We start from the raw sequence: 19,465 nt of genomic DNA, 5'->3' as shown, positions 1-19,465 counted from the left end.
CATGATTAATCTTAATGAAGTATTTGAAACAAATAAGATGATCCATGAGATGAATCTGGATGTTCGTACAATTACAATTGGTATCAGTCTTTTGGATTGCGTTGCAAATACATTGGATGAAGTAAAAGAAAATGTATATAACAAAATAACAACCGTTGCCAGGGATCTGGTTCAGACAGGAAAAGATATAGAAAAAGAATTTGGAATTCCTATTGTTAATAAGAGAATTTCTATTACACCAATCTCTTTGATCGGTGGAAACGTATGTGAAACACCGGATGATTTTGTGGAACTGGCTAAAACACTGGATAAGGCTGCAAAGAAAGTTGGGGTAAACTTCCTTGGAGGTTATTCTGCTCTTGTAAGTAAAGGTATGACAAAAGCTGATGAATTACTGATTCGTTCCATTCCAAAAGCACTGGCTGAAACAGATTTTGTTTGTTCTTCTGTCAATGTAGGTTCTACAAAGACTGGGATTAACATGGATGCGGTAAAACTGATTGGAGAGATGATCAAAGAAACAGCAGAACTGACAAAAGACAATCAGTGTCTTGGATGTGCAAAATTTGTAGTATTTTGTAATGCACCGGATGATAATCCATTTATGGCAGGTGCATTTCATGGAGTAACAGAGGCAGATGCAATTATTAATGTAGGTGTCAGTGGTCCTGGAGTTGTAAAACGTGCTATCGAAAAAGTCAGAGGAGAGAATTTTGAAGTTCTTTGTGAGACAATTAAGAAAACAGCATTTAAAGTAACTCGTGTTGGACAGCTGGTTGCTAAAGAAGCGTCCAGAAGACTTGGAATTCCTTTTGGAATTATCGACCTGTCCCTGGCTCCAACACCAGCAGCCGGTGACAGTGTTGGTGAAATCCTGGAAGAAATCGGTCTGGAATATGCTGGTGCCCCAGGAACAACAGCAGCTCTTGCCATGTTAAATGACCAGGTGAAGAAAGGTGGAGTTATGGCTTCATCTTATGTTGGCGGATTAAGCGGGGCGTTTATTCCTGTCAGTGAAGACCAGAGAATGATTGATGCTGTTAATGCAGGAGCTTTAACTCTGGAAAAATTAGAAGCAATGACCTGTGTATGTTCTGTAGGTCTTGATATGATTGCTATTCCTGGAAAAACAAAAGCAACTACCATTGCAGGTCTGATTGCAGATGAAATGGCACTGGGAATGATTAATCAGAAAACAACAGCAGTTCGTGTTATTCCGGCAATTGGTAAAGATGTCGGAGATCAGGTGGAATTTGGAGGATTATTAGGATATGCTCCAATTATGCCAGTAAATGAATTTTCCTGTGATGCATTTGTAAACAGAGGAGGAAGAATTCCGGCTCCTATTCATAGCTTTAAAAATTAATTATAGAGGTTTTCTATTAAAAAATATTGAAGAATTTCCATAAAATGTGTATTCTTATATAAGTGACATGGATAAGAAATGAAGGAGTTTAATAGTAAGATGAGTAGAAATGTATATGATATTTTACAGGAACGTGGCTTTATTGCCCAGACAACGCACGAGGAATTAAGAGACCTTCTAGGAAAAGAAAAAGTTACTTTTTATATTGGATTTGATGCAACAGCAGACAGTCTGACAGCGGGACATTTTCTGACGATTATGGCAATGATGCATATGCAGAAAGCAGGGCATCGTCCAATTGCACTGCTTGGTGGCGGGACAACTATGATCGGAGATCCATCAGGAAAATCTGATATGAGAAATATGCTGACCATTGATACAATCAATCATAATGCAGCTCGTTTTAAAGAGCAGTTATCAAGGTTTATTGACTTTGATGATGATAAAGCGATTATTGCCAATAATGCAGACTGGCTTTTGAATTTAAAATATGTAGATTTTTTAAGAGAAATTGCAGTACATTTTTCTGTAAATAAAATGCTGACAGCAGAATGCTATAAACAGCGTATGGAAAGAGGACTGACATTATTTGAATTCAATTACATGCTGATGCAGGCATATGATTTCCTTGTACTAAATAGAAAATATGGATGTAAGCTGGAAATGGGTGGAAATGACCAGTGGTCTAATATTCTTGCGGGTGCCGACCTGATCAGAAGAAAAGAACAGGAAGATGCCTATGGACTTACATTAACTCTGTTAACAAGAAGTGATGGAGTGAAAATGGGAAAAACCATGGCTGGTGCTGTATGGCTTGATCCTGAAAAAACATCTCCATATGATTTCTATCAGTATTGGAGAAATATTGAAGATGTAAAAGTTGAAGAGTGCCTTGGTTTATTGACATTCCTTCCTATGGAAGAAGTTCGCAGATTAGGTGCGTTAGAAGGAGCAGAAATTAATAAAGCCAAAGAAGTACTGGCATATGAAGTGACTAAGATTGTTCATGGAGAAGAAGAAGCCAAGAAAGCACAGACAGCAGCCAAAGCAATGTTTGTCAGTGGTGGAGCCAATGATGATGCACCAACATTTGAATATGAAACAGCACAGTTGGAAGAAGGAATCGATATTTTGACACTTCTTGTTGATTCCAAATTGTGTACGACACGTTCCGATGCAAGAAGAATGGTTCAGCAAGGAGGAGTATCTGTAAACGGAGAAAAGGTTACAGATATAAAAGCAGTCTTTGGAAAAGCTGATTTTGATGATAAAAACAGAATCCTTCTGAAAAAAGGCAAGAAAAAATTCTGCCAGATCATAGAAAAATAAATTTTATGATTAAAAAAATGACAAAAGACCCTGGTTTTCAAAAATCAGGGTCTTTGCTATAATATATAGAAGAAAAGGAGATGATTGTTTGAGGAAAATGTGTATAAGAATTATAATTTATATAATTGGATTGATTACTCTGGCTTTGGGAATTGTCTTAAATACTAAGACATTACTGGGAGTTTCCCCGATTATTTCAGTGCCATATTGTATCAGTCAGATTGGACAGTGGAACTTAGGAATGGTAACATTCTTTTTTTATTGCGTTTGTGTAGCGGTGGAAGCTTTTTTTAAGGGCAGAGAATTTCACTTTTATGAACTTTTGCAGATTCCAATGAGTCTGGTAACCAGTATATTTATCAATATTTTTAATGATTTTCTTGTGATACAGCCGGAAAATACACTGGAAAAAGTGGTTGTGTTAATTGCAGGGATTCTTGTGACGGGAGTTGGAGTGGCAACAATGGTGAATATGAAACTGGTGCCAAATCCGGCAGATGCACTGGCAGCAGTGATTGGAGAAAAATTAGGAAAAGACATGGGACTTGGTAAAAATGTGTTTGATTTTACCAGTTTCTGTATTTCATGTATCATTGGAATTGTAATTACACATCAAATCATCGGAATCGGTGCTGGAACGATTGTTGTGGTAATTTTTACTGGTCGTGTCATTGCTGTTTATAATAAATTCTGTAAAGAAAAAATGCAGAAAGTGGCAGGTTTGGCATAAAGATAAATTTTTTTAAGGACAAGGCTTGTCAAATAATATGGAATGAGTATAAAATAGCAGATACCAGACTGATTTGAAATCGGAAAGCGAAAGGAGAATTTAGGAATGAAAATAGGTATTTTAGGATATGGAAACCTTGGTAGAGGAATCGAATGTGGTATCCGTCAGAACGATGACATGGAATTGGCAGCAGTGTTTACGAGAAGAAATCCAGCGGATGTGACGATTTTAACCGAAGGAGTTCCAGTCTATTCTGTTGACGAAATCGAAAACATGAAAGATCAGATTGATGTTTTGGTACTTTGTGGAGGAAGTGCAACAGATCTTCCAAAGCAAACACCGGAATACGCAAAATATTTTAACGTAATTGATAGTTTTGATACACATGCAAGAATTCCGGAACATTTTGCAAATGTAGATGCAGCAGCGAAAGAAAGCGGACATACTGCATTGATTTCCTGTGGATGGGATCCGGGAATGTTTTCATTAAACCGCTTATATGCAAATGCAATTCTTCCGGAAGGTAATGATTATACTTTCTGGGGAAAGGGAGTTAGTCAGGGACATTCTGATGCTATCCGCCGGGTAGAAGGTGTAAAAGACGGAAAACAGTATACAATACCTGTAGAAGAAGCTTTAGAGGTAGTCCGCAGCGGAAGCAATCCACAACTAACAACAAGACAGAAACATACAAGAGAGTGTTTTGTGGTGCCTGAAGAAGGTGCAGATCTTCAGAAGATTGAAGAAACCATTAAGAATATGCCAAATTATTTCTCTGATTATGATACAACGGTTCATTTTATCAGTGAAGAGGAACTGAAAAGAGATCATAGCGGGATCCCTCATGGGGGATTTGTTTTCAGAACCGGCGTAACAGGATGGGAAAAAGAGCATAAGCATGTCATTGAATACAGTTTGAAATTAGATTCTAATCCGGAATTTACATCATCTGTTTTGCTTGCTTATGCAAGAGCCGTTTATCGTTTACAGACAGAAGGGCAAACAGGATGCAAGACAGTGTTCGATATTGCACCTGCATATTTAAGTCCAAAATCAGGAGAAGAATTAAGAAAGCATTTATTATAAAAATATGAATATTGAAAGGGATGCACAAAATTTGTGTATCCCTTATTTGTTTGGAAAAGAAATAGAAGATTTTAATTTATCTAATGCTTTTTGTGTATAGGGATCTCTTTGATTGATCTGTTTTAATACATGTTGTACTTTTTTGGTTTCTGAGGAATCAAAAGCTTTTAAAGAAGTCACAATAAAGAACAGCAGCAAAAGAGAAAATCCGATTCTGAGTTTTAAAAAAGACCAGTAAGAAGGTTGTTCATTTTCTTCTTGTATGTAATTTTTGCCGGAATTTATTTGCTGGTATTTATTTTGTAATTTTAATCTCTCCAATTCCAAATTTGCATTTTGATTCATTGTATTCCTCCTTCGTTTTATTCTATGAAGAAAGTCAATAAAAATTGCACAAAAAATCAAAAGATTTTGTGGAAATATTTTATATGTCTAAAAATTTAGTTGTAATGATAAAAAAGCAATGATATAATAAAAGGATAAAATATATAGGAGGAAGTAAAAATAGAAAAATTAACGGATGTAGAACAGCTAATTATGCGGTGTATTTGGGAATACGAAGGTGAAATGCCGTTTTTGGAGCTGGGAAAGAAATTAAAAGAAAATTTTCATAAGGATTATAAAAGAACAAGTATTCGAACATATTTATTTCGATTAGAGGAAAAAGGATATATTAATGTCGAAAAGAGAGGAAGGCAGTCTTATATTCAAACTTTGATTCCGGTGGAAACTTATAAAAAAGAGCAGGCAGCGGAAATTCTGGATATATGGTTTGATGGTTCGGCAAAGCAGTTTCTCAGTGCGTTAGGAGGAAGGCTGTCAGAAGATGAAAGTCAGGAACTGAAAGGATTATTAGATGATATGGACTTTGATTAAGATAGTAATAGAAATATTTAGTGCAATTTTTTTATGTGCAGTACAGGGAACGATTTTATATTTATTATGGAAAACTGTTGGAAAGTATATGGAAAGAAAAGATTATGTAGAAGTCAGTTATTGGATGTGGAAAGCTGTACTACTTGTTTTCTTTTTTCCAATTACATGGATTTATATGCTGAATATGGAAACAAAACGATGGCTGTTTTGGCCGACAAAAACATTAGGTATTGTTTTTGGGATTTTAGGAATTCTATGGCTGCTGGGTTGTTTTACAGCGGTGATACAGCTATTCAAACAATACCGGAGAATTCAAAAAGATGTAAGAGAAAGTCTGCCGTGTCTGCCACAGACGGAAGAAGTTTTGGCAGAAGTGAAACGAAAATTGGGAATCCGAACACATATTTCTGCAGTTATACAACAAAAAGCCGGAAGTCCTATGCTATATGGAATTTTTCAGCCGAAAGTCATTCTTCCGAAGGAGTATAAAAAAGAAGAATTGGAGGTTATTTTTTATCATGAATTGATGCATGTAAAACATCATGATCTGATATGGAAACAATGGACGAATGTTACCTGTTGCATCTACTGGTTTCAACCGATGGTAAAAAATTTGTTTGAACAAATGGATCAGTGGGGAGAGACCTATTGTGATATGGCGGTTAGCGAAAGAATCCGGGATATTAAATATTATTTTACCGTGATTATAGATATTTCTATGGAAGTACCGGTATATGGAGTTTATACAACTGCCGGACTGTATGAAAATAAAGAATTGCTAAAATTGCGAATGAAGCGAATGCAGTCTTACCGAAAGCAAAAGGTACATAAAAAAGGAGTGGCAGCACTTTTACTGTTCGTGGTTCTGGGAATCAGTGCAGGAACCGTGACGGTATCGGGGGCGGCATTTGTAGAGGGATATAATATTGTATATGAAAAGACGGATATTGATTTAGAAGAAGCCGGGTTTGTAGAAGTAAAAGACACACCGAGAATCCGGGGCGGGAAAGAACGGAATCATCCGAATCCGGGAATTCGAAAAGTGACGACGCGGAAAGAAAAACCAAGACCGGAAAAGGCAGAATCAGTAGTTTGGGATGTGGTACCGGGAGAAAGAATACAGACGGAACCGGGATATTTGAAAAAAGGAATGGAAGTAGAAATTGCTGTATCGACCGGTTTTGAGGAAGAGAACCCTGAGACGCAGGTATCTATCGGAATTATTGATTCTCAAGGAAAGGAAACTTATGCAGAAAAAGGATTTGACTTTTGTAGAATATTTACAATAAAAAAAGACGGTTATTATAGAGTTTTTATGGAAAATTGGGGAAAACAAATGGGAGATTTTGGAGGATATTATTGCGTCAATGTGAAACAGAAATAAAAAAGGAGATAGGTATGAGGTGGAAAAAAGGATTATGTATTATGATGTCAGTATTATGTTTCTTTGGAATAGGGAATAAGGTAAGTGCAGCGGAGAATTCTAATGCGGATTTGGAGTATTCTTCGGTGATTCTGGAAGATGGATTTACGGAAGAATGGACAGAAGATACAGGGATTTCTCCGTTTGCCGTAAAGACAGGAGTGAATTGGACGGTAAAGCCAAAAACTTTGAAAAAGAGCGGGGGATTTAAGAAAAAGGCAGGAAGCACAATTGAAATTAAAATTAGTGTGAAGCCGGAGAAAAAGGTTTTGATTGGTATTATAAGAGGAAATACACAAAAAATTTATCAATCTACGACAATGGGAGTTTATAAAACATTTAAAATTAAGGAAACGGATACATATCATGTGTTTGTTCAAAATTGCTCATCTGGCAGTATTCAGGCGATTGGATATTATAGGAAATAATGATATAGTACTGTTCAAAATACAACAAGTAAAGTGACTAAAATTTTAGTTGTGTTAACTGGAGGATAATGTTATAATAAAGAAAATAAATGAAATTTAGGAAAGAATGAAGAATATTACGAATAAAATATTTAACTCCTGTGCATTTCAGGGTACCAGTATCATAGATGGAGATGCATTGAAAACCTATGTGAATATAATGAGAATGGTGGAGAATATGAAAGGATTATTAAGAATCAAAAACTGTAAAGGTATTTTTTGTGGTAACGTTTTTATTTATCTGTGGAACTAAAATTGGATTTTTTTGTGATATTTTGATGGAAATTGGGTGCATATGGATTGCCTGAGTGGCATTTTGTTTAGAAGAAGAAAGGAATGGTGATGCATATGATTGATAGAAAATCCATGTAATACAAAGGGTGCCAGCCTATTTTGTATCAAATAGATACAAACAACGTATCACATGGATACTCATATTGTAACAGAAAGTTTGAAAAATACAAATGTAAAAAAGATACTTTTTGACTGTATGATAGGAGAAAGATTATGAATAAGAAAAAATAATATCTTTTATAATAGCTGTATTTGTAAGTTTTACATCTGTGCCAGTTGCAGCAAATGTGGAACAGGAAAACGAGACAATAGTTCAAACAACTCATTCAATAAATACAATTTCTGCTTCTGCGGATTTAGTCTATCAATTAAACAAAGCATCGATTATGTTAGGAAATGGAACTATTAGCGAGGAAGAATATGCAGCCATACTTATTGATATCTATAATTTGGATAATAATATTATTAACAAAGAGAATGTGCTAAAAAGAGCTAGTAGTTCATACTATCCAGAAGTTCAATGTGGATACATTAATTATTCGGGTGTGAAATACTTATATAAAACAGGATTAAAAAAAGCTAAGACTGCTTCAGGTGCTATTTCCTTGTTGATTAGTGCAATACCTGGATGTGGATGGGGACTTTCAGCTGTTGCTGTAGCTTCTTCATATGGGGGCTACTCATCCTTGGAGAAAGCAGTTCATAAAGCTTATAGTAAAAAAAGGGAATAAAAGTATACTATAAAATTCATAAAGCAGTTACAAGTATGAATAAGGTTAGATATGTTGTTGGATAAGATAGGGAGATGGTTATTATGAAAAATGTATTTAAGTTTAAAACATTTCGAAAAAATAGTATTTTTTTATGTTGTTTTCTAGTTGTGATTTCCTTATTGGACTATTTTGACAAAACAATTCCATCTACTATCGATGAAATCATAACAAAAGACATATTACTTTTTATTCTGTATTTTTTACTATGTTTTATGATTGATGTGGTAAAAGAGAAAAGGAATAAGAAAAATAAAAAAAGTAAAGAATAGAAAATGAAGAAATTAGCTGCCACAGTCCTTGGTTTTAAGGACTGTGGCAGCTTGTTGTATTCTAAAGTTTTATGTCTGAACGCAAATATCATTTTATGCTTCAGAATAGATTAGAAAAATTTCAAAAAAATGTTTAGAAAAGGTTGACAATAAAAAACAAAAGTGATACCTTAAACATAGATGTTAGCACTCAGTGTTATTGAGTGCTAATAACAGGGAGGGAAAGATATGGAATTGAATGATCGTAAAAAGTTAATATTAAAAGCGATTATTGCCAATTATCTCGAAACTGGTGAGCCGGTAGGATCAAGAACCATTTCCAAACATCCGGATCTGAAGCTTAGCTCAGCTACCATTCGTAATGAGATGGCGGATCTGGAGGATATGGGATTTATTCTGCAGCCTCACACGTCAGCAGGTAGGATTCCTTCCGATGCAGGATATCGTTTTTATGTAGATCAGCTGATGATGGAGAGAGAAACTGATCATGAAGAAAAACAGGCATTAATTCAAAAAGTAGATAAGATGGAAGTCTTATTGAAACAGGTGGCTAATGTACTGGCAAGCAATACGAATTATGCAACAATGGTTTCTTCGCCTCATTATCAGAATGTAACATTAAAATTCGTACAGCTGTCTCAGGTAGATCACAGACATTTGCTGGCAGTTATAGTGACACAAGGGAACATTGTGAAGAATAAAATGATTTCTGTAGAGGAACCATTGTCTAATGAAGATGTTTTGAAGCTGAATGTATTGTTGAATACATTTCTGCAGGGACTTTCTTTACGAGATATTAATCTGGAACTGATTCAGACGATGCGTGATCAGGCTGGAATCCGACAGGATGTTTTGGAGCGGATTTTAGAAGAAGTTGCCAAAACGATTCATGAAGCAGACCGAATGGAAATATACACAGGAGGTGCTTCCAATATCCTGAGATATCCTGAACTTGGTAATCCGGATCGGGCAACAGAGATTCTGGACACATTAGTGGAGAAAAAGGCATTAACGAAGCTGGTGGATACTACATTAGGTCAGGATGACAATCATCATGGAATACAGGTATACATCGGAGAAGAATCACCGGTACAGAATATGAAAGACTGCAGCATTGTAACTGCAACCTATGAGCTTGCAGAGGGCGGCACAGGAACGGTGGGAATCATCGGACCAAAACGTATGGATTACCGAAAGGTTGTAAAGACTTTGAAGGATCTTACAGAAGAACTTGACGATATTTTTAGAGAAAAAACCTGAGAAAGGAAGTGAAGGAATGAAAGAACAAGAAAAGAATATTCAGGAAGAAGAAAAAGACGTAGAAGAAACTGCGAAAAATATAGAAGAACCAGAAACAGTAAAAGAAGATTCCAAGGAGGAAACTCCAAAGGAAGAAACTGAGGAAGATCAGACAGCAAAACTGGAAGCAGAAATTGCTGACTGGAAAGACAAATATCAGAGACTGATGGCAGAATTTGAAAATGCTAGAAAGCGTACAGCAAAGGAAGCAACACAGCGCTATGATATGGGCGCTATGGGAGTCCTGGAAAAACTTCTTCCAGTAATCGACAATTTTGAGCGAGGGCTGGATGCAGTTTCTGAAGAAGAAAAAGATACAGCATTTGTTCAGGGAATACAGCAGATTTACAAACAGTTAATGTCTGTATTTGATGATCTTGGAGTTTCTGCCATGGATGCAGAAGGAAAAGAATTTGATGCAAATCTCCACAATGCAGTGATGCATATAGAAGATGAAGCATATGGCGAGAATGTTGTAGCAGAAGAATTGCAAAAAGGATACATGTACAAAGAAAACGTACTTCGCCACAGTATGGTAAAAGTAGCAAATTAAAGCCGTCAGGCGATATATTGTTTTATAAATTTTAGATAGATTTTAGGAGGAAATAGATCATGGGTAAAATTATTGGTATTGACTTAGGAACAACAAACAGTTGTGTAGCAGTTATGGAAGGTGGAAAACCTACCGTTATTACAAATGCAGAAGGAATGAGAACAACACCATCTGTTGTAGCATTTACAAAAACAGGAGAACGTGCAATTGGTGAACCTGCAAAACGTCAGGCAGTTACAAATGCAGAAAAGACAATCTCATCCATTAAAAGACATATGGGAACAGATTATAAAGTAACAATTGATGACAAAGCATATTCTCCACAGGAAATCTCTGCAATGATTCTTCAGAAATTAAAATCTGATGCAGAAAACTATCTGGGAGAAAAAGTTACAGAAGCTGTAATTACAGTTCCTGCATACTTCAATGATGCACAGCGTCAGGCAACAAAAGATGCTGGTAAGATTGCAGGACTTGATGTAAAACGTATTATTAATGAACCAACAGCAGCGGCTTTATCTTATGGACTTGATAATGAAGATGAACAGAAAATCATGGTATATGACTTAGGTGGTGGTACATTTGATGTATCTATCATTGAAATCGGTGATGGAGTTATTGAAGTATTATCTACAGCCGGAGATAATAAATTAGGTGGAGATGACTTTGATAATGTAATTACACAGTATATGTTAGATGAGTTCAAGAAACAGGAAGGTGTAGACTTATCTGGAGATAAGATGGCTATGCAGAGATTAAAAGAAGCTGCTGAAAAAGCTAAAAAAGAATTATCTTCTTCTACAACAACAAACATTAACCTTCCATTCATCACTGCAACAGCTGAAGGACCAAAACACTTTGATATGAACCTGACAAGAGCTAAATTTGATGAACTGACAGCAAGCCTTGTTGAAAGAACAGCAGGTCCTGTAAATGCTGCTTTAAATGATGCTGGAATGACAGCTTCTGAATTAAGCAAAGTATTATTAGTTGGTGGTTCTACACGTATCCCTGCAGTACAGGATAAAGTACAGCAGTTAACAGGAAAAGAACCTTTCAAAGGAATCAACCCAGACGAATGTGTAGCAATCGGTGCATCTATCCAGGGTGGTAAATTAGCAGGAGACGCAGGTGCGGGAGACATTCTGTTACTGGATGTAACACCATTATCACTTTCTATCGAAACAATGGGTGGTGTGGCAACAAGACTGATTGAACGTAATACAACAATCCCTACTAAGAAGAGTCAGATTTTCTCAACAGCAGAAGATAATCAGAGTGCAGTAGATATTAACGTTGTTCAGGGTGAAAGACAGTTTGCAAAAGATAATAAATCTTTAGGAAGATTCAGACTGGATGGTATCGCACCTGCAAGACGTGGAGTGCCTCAGATTGAAGTTACATTTGATATTGATGCAAATGGTATCGTAAATGTATCTGCAAAAGATTTAGGAACAGGAAAAGAACAGCACATTACAATTACAGCCGGATCTAACATGTCTGATGAAGATATCGATAAAGCTGTAAAAGAAGCTGCTGAATTTGAAGCACAGGATAAAAAACGTAAAGAAGCAATTGATGCAAGAAATGAAGCTGATTCTATGGTATTCCAGACAGAAAAAGCTCTGGAAGAAGCAGGAGACAAAGTAGATCCAACAGAAAAAGCAGCAGTTGAAGAAGACCTGAAGGCATTAAAAGACCTGGTAGAACAGACAAAAGATCAGGAAATGACAGATGCACAGGTTGAAGATATGAAAGCTAAAAAGGAAAAATTAATGACAAGTGCACAGAATCTGTTCGCTAAAATGTATGAAGCAGCTGCTCAGGCTCAGCAGGGAGCACCAGAAGGTGCAGCAGATGCAGGGCAGACAGCAGGTGGAGCAGATGATAATGTAGTCGATGGTGATTACAAAGAGGTTTAAGATAAAGAGAAGGTAGACGAATATGGCAGATAAAAGAGATTATTATGAAGTACTTGGTGTAGACCGGAATGCTTCACAGTCAGACATTAAAAAAGCCTACCGAAAACTTGCAAAGAAATATCATCCTGATACTAATCCAGGAGACAAAGAAGCAGAAGCAAAATTTAAAGAAGCTTCTGAAGCATATGAAGTGTTAAGTGATTCTGAGAAAAAAGCGCAGTATGACCAGTTTGGTCATGCTGCCTTTGAACAGGGAGCCGGCGGATTTAACGGTGGCGGATTCGGCGGATTTGATTTCGGCGGAGACATGGGTGATATTTTTGGTGATATTTTCGGAAGTATGTTTGGCGGCGGTCAGAGAGGCGGTGCCAGACAGCAGAATCGTCCTGCACAGGGTGCACATGTCCGTGCAAGAATTCATGTTACTTTTGAAGAAGCCGTTTTTGGTACATCAAAGAAAATTGAAATCACATTAAAGGATGAATGTAGTTCCTGTCATGGAACAGGAGCGAAAGCCGGAACAAGTCCGGAAACCTGTCCGAAATGTGGAGGCCGAGGTCAGATAGTTTATACTCAGCAGTCAATGTTTGGAACTGTTCAGAATGTACAGACCTGTCCGGAATGTCATGGAACAGGAAAAGTCATAAAAGAAAAATGTCCGGAATGTCATGGAACAGGATATACCAGCAGTCGTAAGACCATAGAGGTTACTGTGCCGGCAGGTATCGATAATGGGCAGAGTATCAGAATTCGTGGAAAAGGAGAGCCTGGAGTAAATGGAGGACCAAGAGGAGACCTTCTGGTAGAAGTTATTGTAGAACGTCATCCTAAATTCCAGCGTCAGGATACAACCATTTATTCTACAGAGCCAATTTCCTTTACGCAGGCTGCACTGGGAGCTACAATAAAAATTCCTACAGTGGATGGCCCATATGAATATACCATCAAACCTGGAACTCAGACGGACACAAGAATCCGATTAAAAGGTAAAGGTGTGCCAGCGGTTCGAAATAAAAATGTTCGAGGAGATCACTATGTTACATTAGTTGTTCAGGTACCAGAACATTTAAGTGGAGAGCAGAGAGCAGCACTTCAGAAATTCCAGGAAGCTATGGGAGAAGTTCCTAAAAAGGAAGAGCATAAAGGATTTTTTGGAAAACATAAAAAATAAACCAAAAGATGATGACTCCTCACAGATATTAATCTGTGAGGAGTTTTATATTTTCATATTATATGATGACATGTATAAATTTCCTTTATATGGAAATAATCTGATGTAAATCATAATTTCTTAAGAAAAATTTTAAAAAGAGATAATCTTTATGACACAAATTGTATACAATAATAGGTTATAATGCCAATAATCCAAAATGAAAGGAGATTATAACGATGTTGCATATAAAAGGAAATTATTATATACAGATTAAGAAGGAAACATATATATTATTAGTCAAAACATATGATGCTGAACTTCATCGAAATATTTATGAAATCATTGGAAAGTATTCATCTATGAAAGCTGCATTTGATGCAGTAATCAAGGAAATGGTTAAGAAAGAAGTCAGGCAGCAGGATCCTGTATCTCTCCATGAAATTGTTCATATTATGAGAAGAAAATATAAAGAACTATATGGTCAGATAGGGCGTTGTAGAATGAACTACATTTAAGGAAAAGAAATTAATTTATTGTTTAAAAATGGTGTGATAATTAAATATCATGCCATTTTTATGTTATAGTTAACATAAGTTGACTTAAGAGCAGACTAGATAAAATGGAGCAAATCTCTTGTTTCCAATTCTCTTTTATGTTACACTTTTAAATTGATATATTATGATTTCGAGAAACTTTAAAGGAGTAATATCTCATGGGATGGAATAAGATTACGATTGATACGCTGACATCAGCAGAAGATATGATTAGTTATGAACTGACTGAATTAGGAGCAACAGGAGTAGAAGTTGAAGATCATGTATCATTGACAGAAGAAGAAATGAAAGTAATGTATGTAGATCTTCTGCCAGATGATATTGCACCTGATGACGGAACAGCTAAAATCAGCTGTTATTTTGATGAGGAAGAGAATCTGGAAGCAATCACTATGGAGATTCGTCAGATGCTGGAACGTCTGAAAGAATTTATGGATATTGGGCCGGGAACTATCTCTTTTGATAAGACCAAAGAAGAAGACTGGGTCAATAACTGGAAAAAGTTTTTTAAACCAATCCAGCTGGATGACCAGATTGTGATAAAACCGACCTGGGAAACTTTGGAAAATGTGAAAGATAACCAGATTGTTGTAGAAATTGATCCTGGAACAGCTTTTGGAACAGGTTCTCATGAAACAACAAAGCTTTGTATCGAAGGAATGAAACCTTATATTAAGGAAGATACAAAGATTTTAGATGTTGGATGCGGAAGTGGTATTTTATCTATTATCGGAATGAAACTGGGAGCCAGTCATGCAGTATTGACAGACATAGATCCTCATGCTATCACTGCCACAATGGAAAACTTTGAAGTGAACCATTTATCAAAAGACTGTTATGATGTATATCAGGGAAATATTCTGGAAGATGATGATTTTGCAAAATCACTGGGAAGTAAATGTTATCCTGTAGTTGTTGCTAATATTTTAGCAGATGTCATTTCTCCATTGATTGAGATTGTAGATCAGTTTATGACAGAAGATGGAGTTTTTGTAATTTCCGGAATAATAGATTCAAAAGAACAGGAAATAGCCGATAAACTGAATACTTTTGGCTTTGAAATCGTGGAAACAAGAAGAATGAAAGACTGGGTTTCCATGACTGCCAAGAAGAGGTAAATGTATGTACCGTTTTTTTATCAAGAAAGATCAGATACAGGATGGATATGTATTGATTCTCGGGGAAGATGTGAATCATATAAAAAATGTTCTTCGAATGAAAGAAGGAGATAAGGTATTTTTAAGCTGTGAAACAGATTTAGAATATGAATGCAGTCTGGAAGAATTTGCATCTGATAAAATCAAGGCGAGAATTCTGGATATTCACGGGATGGAAACAGAATTAGGAACTGAGATAATTTTATATCAGGGTCTGCCTAAAGGAGATAAGATGGAATTCATTATTCAAAAGGCAGTTGAACTAGGAGTGACAAAGATTGTTCCGGTACGGATGAAACGATGTGTTGTAAAGCTGGATGAGAAGAAAGCAAAAAAGAAGACAGAACGTTGGAATGGGATTGCACTAAGTGCAGCAAAGCAGTCAAAAAGAGGAATTATTCCAGAAGTATCTCAGGTAAAATCATATAAAGAAGCCTTGGAGGAGGCAAAAGAACTGGATATGTTATTAGTTCCATATGAAGAAGTAAAAGGAATAACATATTCAAAAGAACTTCTTTTACAGGCAAAAAAGAAGAAATCCATTGGAATCATCATTGGCCCGGAAGGCGGTTTTGAAGAAGAAGAAATTGCTGCAGCAAGAGAGACAGGAGGGAAAACTATGACCCTTGGGAAAAGAATTCTTCGAACAGAAACTGCTGGAATGGCTATGTTATCGATTCTGATGTTTACACTGGAAGAAGATAAATCTTCCATAGGTTTGGAGGAATCAAGATGAGCATTTATTTTGACAATGCGGCAACAACAAAAGTATTTCCAGAGGTAATGACTGCCATGGAGCAGGCAATGGAAGTCACATACGGAAATCCATCTGCAAAGCATTTAAAAGGAATTGAAGCAGAAAATATTATAAAAGGGGCCCAGGATATTATAGCAAAATCATTAAAAGCTAAGCCTAAGGAAATCCTTTTTACATCAGGCGGGACAGAATCTAACAATACGGCCATTATAGGTACAGCAATGGCAAATCATAGAAAAGGAAAGCATATTATCACGACTAGGATTGAACATGCTTCTGTATATGAGCCAATGTTTCATCTGGAAGAACAGGGATTTGAAGTTACCTATCTGGATGTGGATGAAAAAGGAATCGTAAAAATTGATCAATTGAAAGAAGCCATTCGGCCAGATACAATTCTGGTTTCCTGTATGATGGTAAATAATGAAATCGGTGCTGTAGAGCCGATTGAGGAAATAGGGAAAATCATAAAATCCGTAAATCCGGGAACGATTTTCCATGTGGATGCCATTCAGGCATATGGGAAAATACCGGTTATTCCTAAGAATATGAATATTGATCTATTGTCCATGAGTGGACATAAGATTCATGGTCCAAAAGGTATCGGGTTCTTATATATAAAAGAAGGGACTAAGATACAGCCTATTATTTTTGGCGGAGGCCAGCAAAAGGGAATGCGTTCAGGAACAGAAAATGTACCTGGAATTGCAGGACTAGGATGTGCATGCGAGAAAATGATAGCTAATCATTATGAAAATGCTGATAAAATCCGTCAGGTCAAAGAGTATTTTCAGGAAAAAGTTAAAGAGATTGATGATATCAAAGACAATTCAGGTGAGGCTCCTCATGTGGCAAGTATCAGTTTCAAAGGACTTCGAAGTGAAGTTCTTTTACATGCTCTGGAGGATAGAGGTGTCTATGTTTCGTCAGGTTCTGCCTGTTCTTCCAATAAAAAGCAGGCAGTCAGCGGTACTTTAAATGCTATAGGAATTTCTGATGATTTTAAAGATGGAACGTTGAGATTTAGTTTTTCTGTAGAAAATACAAAAGAAGAAGTAGATGAAACCATAGAAGCGTTAAAGGAACTGGTTCCAATGCTTCGAAGATTTGTGAGAAGATAGAAAGGAAGAAAAAATGCAGGTAACAGCCTTTTTGATTAAATATGGCGAGATTGGTATCAAGGGGAAAAACAGATACATGTTTGAAGATGCCTTGATGAAACAGATTCGTTATGCCATGAAACCGGTAGGAGAATTTGAAGTTCGAAAAGAATCCGGCCGTATGTTTGTGGAAGGACGAAGTGAATTTGACTATGATGAAGCTGTAGAAGCTTTACAGAAAGTGTTTGGTATCGTTGGAATCTGTCCGATGGTCGTAGAAGAAACCAAAGATATTGAGAATCTTAGAAAAACTGTACTTACATTTATCGATGAACAATATCCGGTAAAGAATTTTACATTTAAAGTTCATGCAAGAAGAGGGGACAAACAGTTTCCGATGAATTCCATGGCAATTAATATGGATATTGGAGAAAAAATGCTGGAAGCCTTTGATGGTGTTAAAGTTGATGTTCATAATCCAGATGTAATGGTAAATATTGAAGTGCGCAAATATATTTATATTTATTCTCAGGAGATTAAAGGTCCGGGTGGAATGCCGGTTGGAACAAACGGGAAAGCAATGCTTCTGTTATCAGGAGGAATTGACAGTCCGGTGGCTGGATATATGATTGCGAAACGTGGAGTCAGAATTGATGCAACATATTTCCACGCACCACCATATACAAGCGAAAGAGCTAAGCAAAAAGTTGTTGATCTTGCAAAGATTGTTGCAAAATATGCAGGGCCAATCAATCTTCATGTTGTTAATTTTACAGATATCCAGCTTGCAATATATGAAAAATGTCCACATGATGAATTAACAATTATCATGCGACGTTATATGATGAAGATCGCAGAGCATTTTGCAAATGAAAATGATGGTCTGGCGCTGATTACAGGAGAAAGTATCGGACAGGTTGCAAGTCAGACAATTCATAACCTTGCAATTACAAATGAAGTGTGTCATATGCCGGTATTTCGTCCTTGTATTGGAATGGACAAACAGGAAATTGTTGATATTTCTGAAAAAATCGGTACATTTGAAACATCAATTCAGCCGTTTGAAGATTGCTGTACCATTTTTGTTGCAAAACATCCTGTGACAAAAGGAAATATAAAGAGAATCAGAAAATCAGAAGAGCATCTGAAAGATGTTATAGATGATTTGATGAAAAAAGCCATTGAAACGACAGAAGTTATTCATGTAAAATAAAAGGCTGAATAGCACGAAGAATATCATCGGCGTGTTCAGAATCCAGAGTAAGTTTTAATGGATTGGAAAGATTCATACTAAGGATATTCAAAAGTGATTTTGCATTTATCACATGATGACCGTCTATGATCTCATAATCGCCAGGAAATTGATTGATGATATCGATAAATGAATATACATCGTTCATGGAATTAAATTTTATAAGTGCGTAACACATAACAAAACTCCTTAAAAAGAAATGCATCAGCAGATATCTTGAATAAGGACAGTGTACTCGTATTTTAAAGAAAAGTCAATAGAAAGGGAACTTATGAATTTACAGGGAAAAAAGGCAGCAATTGTTACTTTAGGCTGTAAAGTGAATCAGTATGAAACGGATGCCATGTGGGGAATGCTTCTAGAAGCAGGAGTGGTTATGGTATCTCCAAAAGAAGCTGCAGATATTTATATCGTAAATACTTGTTCTGTAACAAATATGGCTGAGCGAAAATCCAGACAAATGCTGCATCGGGCTAAAAAGATGAATCCTGATGTTGTAGTAGTTGCAGTTGGTTGTTACGCGCAGGTTGGAAAAGACGAGCTATCAAAAGATACAAATATTGATCTTATTATTGGAAATAATAAGAAAAAGGAGCTTGTGCATATTTTAGAAAGTTATGCTCCGGAAAGGATCCAGAGTCCGGAAGTTCTTGATATTGCAAAGGACAGAGAATATGAGTCATTGCATATTGATCATTTGAATGATCATACAAGAGCGTATATTAAAGTACAGGATGGATGTAATCAGTTCTGTTCTTACTGTATTATTCCTTATGCCAGAGGGAGAGTCCGAAGCAGGAGTCAGGAAGAGATTCTGGAAGAAATCAGTCAGTTATGTGAAAACGGGTGTCAGGAATTCGTGATTACAGGAATTCATGTTACCTCATACGGTGTGGATATCGGGAATACATCTTTAATTGATCTGCTGGAAGCTATTTCAGAGATTTCTCAGGTGAAAAGAATCCGTCTTGGTTCACTTGAACCTGGATTTATTACGCCTGAAGTTGTAAAACGATTAAGCAAAATTCAAAGTTTTTGTCCTCATTTCCATTTATCTTTACAAAGTGGATGCGATGCAACATTAAAAAGAATGAACAGAAAATAT

General features: G+C 36.4%; 22 protein-coding genes. 20 read left to right on the top strand and 2 right to left on the bottom strand.

The window, feature by feature from the left end:
• Position 1 precedes the first annotated feature (1 nt).
• The 4 genes from KTB61_RS09420 (at position 2) to KTB61_RS09405 (ending at position 4,511) form a co-directional block, all read left to right on the top strand.
• Positions 2 to 1,366, top strand: a complete 1,365-nt coding sequence (locus tag KTB61_RS09420) for a PFL family protein (protein ID WP_075758494.1) — start codon at positions 2 to 4, stop codon at positions 1,364 to 1,366.
• Between the two features lie 99 nt (positions 1,367 to 1,465).
• The gene (tyrS, locus tag KTB61_RS09415) at positions 1,466 to 2,695 is read left to right on the top strand and encodes a tyrosine--tRNA ligase (protein WP_075758495.1); all 1,230 of its coding nucleotides are present in this window, start codon (positions 1,466 to 1,468) and stop codon (positions 2,693 to 2,695) included.
• 97 nt (positions 2,696 to 2,792) lie between these two features.
• Positions 2,793 to 3,425: a YczE/YyaS/YitT family protein gene (locus KTB61_RS09410; RefSeq protein ID WP_075760479.1), complete on the top strand. Its 633-nt coding sequence runs from the start codon at positions 2,793 to 2,795 to the stop codon at positions 3,423 to 3,425.
• Positions 3,426 to 3,530: 105 nt separating this feature from the next.
• Complete coding sequence (locus KTB61_RS09405; protein WP_075758496.1) at positions 3,531 to 4,511, top strand: diaminopimelate dehydrogenase; 981 nt, start codon at positions 3,531 to 3,533, stop codon at positions 4,509 to 4,511.
• Between the two features lie 42 nt (positions 4,512 to 4,553).
• Here KTB61_RS09405 and KTB61_RS09400 read toward each other — a convergent pair whose 3' ends face one another.
• Positions 4,554 to 4,856 carry a hypothetical protein gene (locus KTB61_RS09400; protein ID WP_075758497.1) on the bottom strand — a complete coding sequence of 101 codons (303 nt, stop codon included), beginning with the start codon at positions 4,854 to 4,856 and terminating at the stop codon, positions 4,554 to 4,556.
• A 159-nt stretch (positions 4,857 to 5,015) separates the two neighbouring features.
• Here KTB61_RS09400 and KTB61_RS09395 point away from each other — a divergent pair, with 159 nt between their 5' ends.
• The 15 genes from KTB61_RS09395 (at position 5,016) to thiI (ending at position 18,321) form a co-directional block, all read left to right on the top strand.
• Complete coding sequence (locus KTB61_RS09395) at positions 5,016 to 5,387, top strand: BlaI/MecI/CopY family transcriptional regulator (protein ID WP_075758498.1); 372 nt, start codon at positions 5,016 to 5,018, stop codon at positions 5,385 to 5,387.
• Positions 5,380 to 6,771: a M56 family metallopeptidase gene (locus KTB61_RS09390; RefSeq protein WP_158024863.1), complete on the top strand. Its 1,392-nt coding sequence runs from the start codon at positions 5,380 to 5,382 to the stop codon at positions 6,769 to 6,771. Before KTB61_RS09395 ends, KTB61_RS09390 begins: the two co-directional genes overlap by 8 nt.
• A gap of 14 nt (positions 6,772 to 6,785) precedes the next feature.
• Positions 6,786 to 7,238, top strand: a complete 453-nt coding sequence (locus tag KTB61_RS09385) for a hypothetical protein (RefSeq protein WP_075760481.1) — start codon at positions 6,786 to 6,788, stop codon at positions 7,236 to 7,238.
• 106 nt (positions 7,239 to 7,344) lie between these two features.
• The gene (locus KTB61_RS09380) at positions 7,345 to 7,530 is read left to right on the top strand and encodes a hypothetical protein (protein WP_075758499.1); all 186 of its coding nucleotides are present in this window, start codon (positions 7,345 to 7,347) and stop codon (positions 7,528 to 7,530) included.
• Between the two features lie 310 nt (positions 7,531 to 7,840).
• The gene (locus KTB61_RS13050) at positions 7,841 to 8,302 is read left to right on the top strand and encodes a hypothetical protein (RefSeq protein ID WP_230973708.1); all 462 of its coding nucleotides are present in this window, start codon (positions 7,841 to 7,843) and stop codon (positions 8,300 to 8,302) included.
• Positions 8,303 to 8,385: 83 nt separating this feature from the next.
• Positions 8,386 to 8,613: a hypothetical protein gene (locus KTB61_RS09370; protein WP_075758500.1), complete on the top strand. Its 228-nt coding sequence runs from the start codon at positions 8,386 to 8,388 to the stop codon at positions 8,611 to 8,613.
• A 228-nt stretch (positions 8,614 to 8,841) separates the two neighbouring features.
• On the top strand, positions 8,842 to 9,873 hold the full coding sequence (gene hrcA, locus KTB61_RS09365) for a heat-inducible transcriptional repressor HrcA (RefSeq protein ID WP_075758501.1): 1,032 nt from the start codon (positions 8,842 to 8,844) through the stop codon (positions 9,871 to 9,873).
• A gap of 16 nt (positions 9,874 to 9,889) precedes the next feature.
• Positions 9,890 to 10,465 (top strand): nucleotide exchange factor GrpE, encoded by a 576-nt coding sequence (gene grpE / locus KTB61_RS09360; protein WP_075758502.1) that lies wholly within the window; start codon positions 9,890 to 9,892, stop codon positions 10,463 to 10,465.
• Between the two features lie 59 nt (positions 10,466 to 10,524).
• Positions 10,525 to 12,387 (top strand): molecular chaperone DnaK, encoded by a 1,863-nt coding sequence (gene dnaK / locus KTB61_RS09355; protein ID WP_075758503.1) that lies wholly within the window; start codon positions 10,525 to 10,527, stop codon positions 12,385 to 12,387.
• Positions 12,388 to 12,409: 22 nt separating this feature from the next.
• Positions 12,410 to 13,558, top strand: a complete 1,149-nt coding sequence (gene dnaJ / locus KTB61_RS09350) for a molecular chaperone DnaJ (RefSeq protein ID WP_216697372.1) — start codon at positions 12,410 to 12,412, stop codon at positions 13,556 to 13,558.
• Between the two features lie 218 nt (positions 13,559 to 13,776).
• Positions 13,777 to 14,055: a hypothetical protein gene (locus tag KTB61_RS09345; RefSeq protein WP_075758505.1), complete on the top strand. Its 279-nt coding sequence runs from the start codon at positions 13,777 to 13,779 to the stop codon at positions 14,053 to 14,055.
• 197 nt (positions 14,056 to 14,252) lie between these two features.
• Positions 14,253 to 15,212 carry a 50S ribosomal protein L11 methyltransferase gene (gene prmA, locus KTB61_RS09340; RefSeq protein WP_216697371.1) on the top strand — a complete coding sequence of 320 codons (960 nt, stop codon included), beginning with the start codon at positions 14,253 to 14,255 and terminating at the stop codon, positions 15,210 to 15,212.
• 4 nt (positions 15,213 to 15,216) lie between these two features.
• Positions 15,217 to 15,987, top strand: coding sequence for a 16S rRNA (uracil(1498)-N(3))-methyltransferase (locus KTB61_RS09335; RefSeq protein ID WP_216697370.1), 771 nt, complete (start codon positions 15,217 to 15,219; stop codon positions 15,985 to 15,987).
• Entirely contained in the window at positions 15,984 to 17,129 is a 1,146-nt protein-coding gene (locus KTB61_RS09330) for a cysteine desulfurase family protein (RefSeq protein ID WP_075758508.1), read from the top strand. The genes KTB61_RS09335 and KTB61_RS09330 overlap by 4 nt, the downstream gene beginning before the upstream one ends.
• Positions 17,130 to 17,142: 13 nt before the next feature.
• Entirely contained in the window at positions 17,143 to 18,321 is a 1,179-nt protein-coding gene (gene thiI, locus KTB61_RS09325) for a tRNA uracil 4-sulfurtransferase ThiI (protein WP_075758509.1), read from the top strand.
• Here the strand turns inward: thiI and KTB61_RS09320 are convergent.
• Positions 18,305 to 18,538, bottom strand: a complete 234-nt coding sequence (locus KTB61_RS09320; protein WP_216697369.1) for an HPr family phosphocarrier protein — start codon at positions 18,536 to 18,538, stop codon at positions 18,305 to 18,307. The genes thiI and KTB61_RS09320 overlap by 17 nt on opposite strands.
• A gap of 93 nt (positions 18,539 to 18,631) precedes the next feature.
• On the opposite strand from KTB61_RS09320, the gene KTB61_RS09315 reads away from it, so the two are divergent.
• Positions 18,632 to 19,465: MiaB/RimO family radical SAM methylthiotransferase (locus tag KTB61_RS09315; RefSeq protein ID WP_216697368.1), on the top strand; the 834-nt coding region annotated here is incomplete at its 3' end.

This window comes from Anaerostipes faecalis (genome assembly GCF_018982945.1).
Taxonomy (GTDB): Bacteria; Bacillota; Clostridia; order Lachnospirales; family Lachnospiraceae; genus Anaerostipes; species Anaerostipes faecalis.
The sequence above is the reverse complement of the archived record's forward strand: the minus strand, read 5'-3'. Positions and strand labels throughout refer to the sequence as shown.

What these genes read in the sequence shown, in the direction of transcription:
- KTB61_RS09370 (WP_075758500.1), top strand. Translation starts at nt 8,386, where the DNA reads ATGAAAAATGTATTTAAGTTTAAAACATTTCGAAAAAATAGTATTTTT.
- KTB61_RS09335 (WP_216697370.1), top strand. Translation starts at nt 15,217, where the DNA reads ATGTACCGTTTTTTTATCAAGAAAGATCAGATACAGGATGGATATGTA.
- KTB61_RS09405 (WP_075758496.1), top strand. Translation starts at nt 3,531, where the DNA reads ATGAAAATAGGTATTTTAGGATATGGAAACCTTGGTAGAGGAATCGAA.
- grpE (WP_075758502.1), top strand. Translation starts at nt 9,890, where the DNA reads ATGAAAGAACAAGAAAAGAATATTCAGGAAGAAGAAAAAGACGTAGAA.
- dnaJ (WP_216697372.1), top strand. Translation starts at nt 12,410, where the DNA reads ATGGCAGATAAAAGAGATTATTATGAAGTACTTGGTGTAGACCGGAAT.
- KTB61_RS09345 (WP_075758505.1), top strand. Translation starts at nt 13,777, where the DNA reads ATGTTGCATATAAAAGGAAATTATTATATACAGATTAAGAAGGAAACA.
- KTB61_RS09330 (WP_075758508.1), top strand. Translation starts at nt 15,984, where the DNA reads ATGAGCATTTATTTTGACAATGCGGCAACAACAAAAGTATTTCCAGAG.
- KTB61_RS09400 (WP_075758497.1), bottom strand. Translation starts at nt 4,856, where the DNA reads ATGAATCAAAATGCAAATTTGGAATTGGAGAGATTAAAATTACAAAAT.
- tyrS (WP_075758495.1), top strand. Translation starts at nt 1,466, where the DNA reads ATGAGTAGAAATGTATATGATATTTTACAGGAACGTGGCTTTATTGCC.
- KTB61_RS09320 (WP_216697369.1), bottom strand. Translation starts at nt 18,538, where the DNA reads ATGTGTTACGCACTTATAAAATTTAATTCCATGAACGATGTATATTCA.
- hrcA (WP_075758501.1), top strand. Translation starts at nt 8,842, where the DNA reads ATGGAATTGAATGATCGTAAAAAGTTAATATTAAAAGCGATTATTGCC.
- KTB61_RS09385 (WP_075760481.1), top strand. Translation starts at nt 6,786, where the DNA reads ATGAGGTGGAAAAAAGGATTATGTATTATGATGTCAGTATTATGTTTC.
- dnaK (WP_075758503.1), top strand. Translation starts at nt 10,525, where the DNA reads ATGGGTAAAATTATTGGTATTGACTTAGGAACAACAAACAGTTGTGTA.
- KTB61_RS09410 (WP_075760479.1), top strand. Translation starts at nt 2,793, where the DNA reads ATGTGTATAAGAATTATAATTTATATAATTGGATTGATTACTCTGGCT.
- prmA (WP_216697371.1), top strand. Translation starts at nt 14,253, where the DNA reads ATGGGATGGAATAAGATTACGATTGATACGCTGACATCAGCAGAAGAT.
- KTB61_RS09380 (WP_075758499.1), top strand. Translation starts at nt 7,345, where the DNA reads ATGAAGAATATTACGAATAAAATATTTAACTCCTGTGCATTTCAGGGT.
- KTB61_RS09420 (WP_075758494.1), top strand. Translation starts at nt 2, where the DNA reads ATGATTAATCTTAATGAAGTATTTGAAACAAATAAGATGATCCATGAG.
- thiI (WP_075758509.1), top strand. Translation starts at nt 17,143, where the DNA reads ATGCAGGTAACAGCCTTTTTGATTAAATATGGCGAGATTGGTATCAAG.